Below are 2,683 nucleotides of genomic sequence, written 5' to 3'. Positions count from 1 at the left end.
GCTCTTGAGGTTTCTTTTGCTTTCTAGGTTTGTTTTGATCCTTTTCTATATATCCTCGATATGCTCCACGATTAAAAAGCATACTTGGATTCTCATTAATTCATCATATTTATCATCATTTTTCATTGCTATTACGAATGTATTATAATCTGTATTTCCTGTATTTCTCTCAAATACCTCTGTAAAACCCCCATCATCAAAAGGCTTATCAAACCCAAAATATGCGATTACCAAATCTTGTGTAATCTTTTTAGCAAATGTTAAATCATACGCATAAGTAAGATTTATCGATAAGCCATATAATAATATTGTTTTACTCAAAATCTTGAAAAATATTTGCATTTTTAATCCTTGTATGCGAATTCACCCTTTCTTGATAGTTATCAGTATGTCTATTGACGATTCTTGTTATAGAATCTACACTTGCTCTTGTATCGGTATTAGCACGAGTAAAGCAGTTATTGTTTATCCAAAAGCAAATCATCATTTTAATGCTCCATTAGATTCTACTAAATTATCTTTTATAGCTTCATCGATAATCTCCCCTACCATCTCCGCATCAAAATCTCTTAGCTCATAAGGGATATTTTGTTTTTTTATTGTTATGAGATGATAATATTTGCTAGGATTAGGATAAAAGATTTGCTCAAATATATGCTTATACTTAGGGTGAGTATAGATAAATTCTGTGATTTCTCGCAGAGCTTTGAGATACACAGATTCATAACAATTCATCGCCAAAACACTTGCGTATCCACTGCTAAGATTCTCTAAATCAATAGGATTGTAGCCCTCTTTGGCTATTTTCTCATTCTCCCTATCAAACGCTTCTTTGCTAAAACTATCGTGAAAATGCAGTTTTGATGGGCATTGTCTGCGTTGTTTTAACATTTGTAATGAGATATTTTTGGTTGTTTGTTTATCACTAGGATTAATTTCCTTGATGACAAGATTATAATAACTTGTATAAAAATTATCGATAATAGGCACTCCATTAAAAGCCATACCGATACCATCACCACAAATAATTTTCTCATCATCACTTTTAGCCTTAGCACAATCAAAGCTCGGCTTCACGCCTCGCACCATTAAATCATTTAAGCCTGAAGCATAAGATAGATTCGGGAATGAATTAAGCACTAATGACAAAATGAAAATATATAAGATTTTAGTCAAAGTCATCAAATATCCTTTCATTTCTAATATGGTTAAGTGCATTTTGTCTCCTTGCTAAACCATTGTTTCCACCATTTATCCTTTGTGAAATAAGACGCAAATTATTACTAAGATTTGGTATATGAGCTACTTCATTAGGTGTAGGACTAACGCTATCCTCTGTATTAGCTATATCATATAGATGTGTTCGTGTTTCTCTTGAGATTAGAGTTTTCCACACATACACACCAGCAAGTAAGGCTTCTAATCCACTATTTGCCAAAGAATCTCTATCAGTGGCATTATTGACAAAATCTCTATTGTGTAATCCTCCATAGAGTGGATTTGTAACTCTTTGATTAAACCCTGTATAGCCTTCATTTCGTCCTTGTTCTATAGAACCTCTACCTGTAATATGTAACAATCCCCTCCCTCTAAAGTTATAACCATCATCTGTATTTGGTATATTGCTTAACCAGCGATTGCTATTATAATTTAGATTTGCACGCTCTCTAGTAATATTTTCCTCTAAAGCCAATGTATTACCACATTCACCCCTAGATTGCCCAAAGAAATGCTCTATCCTAGCCCTTGTATTAAGATGATAATGCACAAACATAGGTTCGTCATTGTGGATTCTATTAAGCTCATCGACTATATTTTTAAGGATTTGTATCTTATCTCTATCATTTTGTGTTTGTGTGCTTGTATTATAGTTTATCCCATCAAATACTCTTTTAAGCATATCATATCGAAAACCTCTTGTGATAAGTTTATATGGGATATTGAGAAATGTGTTATACAATAAAATATCCTTAGCATATTTGATTAGAAAATTGCATAATTAATATTTTATCTCCTATTTGCTGCAAGATAATATATCGCCCAATAGGATAAGTGCCATTAACTTCGCTACATTCACTTTCTTCTTCTATAATAAGTCTTTTAGAATCTTTCCATATATAGCGTATATGTGGTGTGATAGCTATATCTTTATAAAGTGCAATATTTGTATTTATCAAAGGGAGATTATATGGCATTTGGGGTATATGTCTATCTTGCTGATACCATTGTCTATAAGCATAGGATATATTGCTTGAATTGATATATGCTTTTTGTGCATTTTGTAATCCACCTTGACACAAACTCATCTTGCAATCCTTGTCCATACATTCAGGAATAAAACCATAAGATTTTATAAGCATATTATCACTTTCTTTACAATCCACACTTTGCCATTGTAATGTAGAATCTTGCGCATAAATATAACAAATAAAGCATAAGATAAAAGGTAACTTACTCATCTTTACATTTTCCATCTTTATAGCACTTAGATTCTAACTCTTGCAACAATTCATCATTCACAGAATCTAGCAAGATTCTATGTTTGCCTTTTGGTTCATCTCTAGGAGCTCGGTAGTAGATAAAAGTTTTATCAAGCACTTCATCATCAAAATTTTCTTGGCTATATTGATGAAGATAGAATTTACCATTGATGAGCTTAAAGGTGTAATAGTATGTTTCAGAT

6 protein-coding genes are annotated in these 2,683 nt (G+C 32.1%); all 6 read right to left on the bottom strand.

All coding sequences use genetic code 11. From position 1 onward, the window contains the following. Positions 1-45: 45 nt before the first annotated feature. On the bottom strand, positions 46-342 hold the full coding sequence (locus CQA53_RS10725; protein WP_115543943.1) for a hypothetical protein: 297 nt from the start codon (positions 340-342) through the stop codon (positions 46-48). Continuing rightward, entirely contained in the window at positions 314-487 is a 174-nt protein-coding gene (locus CQA53_RS12620) for a hypothetical protein (RefSeq protein WP_181882459.1), read from the bottom strand. Before CQA53_RS12620 ends, CQA53_RS10725 begins: the two co-directional genes overlap by 29 nt. Next, positions 484-1,182 carry a hypothetical protein gene (locus CQA53_RS10720; protein WP_115543942.1) on the bottom strand — a complete coding sequence of 233 codons (699 nt, stop codon included), beginning with the start codon at positions 1,180-1,182 and terminating at the stop codon, positions 484-486. The genes CQA53_RS12620 and CQA53_RS10720 overlap by 4 nt, the downstream gene beginning before the upstream one ends. Beyond that, a complete protein-coding gene (locus CQA53_RS10715; protein WP_115543941.1) occupies positions 1,169-1,960 on the bottom strand; it encodes a hypothetical protein in 792 nt (263 codons plus the stop codon). Before CQA53_RS10715 ends, CQA53_RS10720 begins: the two co-directional genes overlap by 14 nt. A gap of 10 nt (positions 1,961-1,970) precedes the next feature. After that, positions 1,971-2,459, bottom strand: coding sequence for a hypothetical protein (locus tag CQA53_RS10710; RefSeq protein WP_115543940.1), 489 nt, complete (start codon positions 2,457-2,459; stop codon positions 1,971-1,973). Continuing rightward, on the bottom strand, positions 2,452-2,683 hold a 232-nt coding region (locus tag CQA53_RS12615; protein WP_115543939.1), incomplete at its 5' end, for a hypothetical protein. The genes CQA53_RS12615 and CQA53_RS10710, both read right to left, overlap by 8 nt.

It is taken from the genome of Helicobacter didelphidarum, assembly GCF_003364195.1.
Taxonomy (GTDB): Bacteria; Campylobacterota; Campylobacteria; order Campylobacterales; family Helicobacteraceae; genus Helicobacter_A; species Helicobacter_A didelphidarum.
Note: the sequence above shows the minus strand (reverse complement) of the source record. Positions and strands in the feature narration are given on the sequence as shown.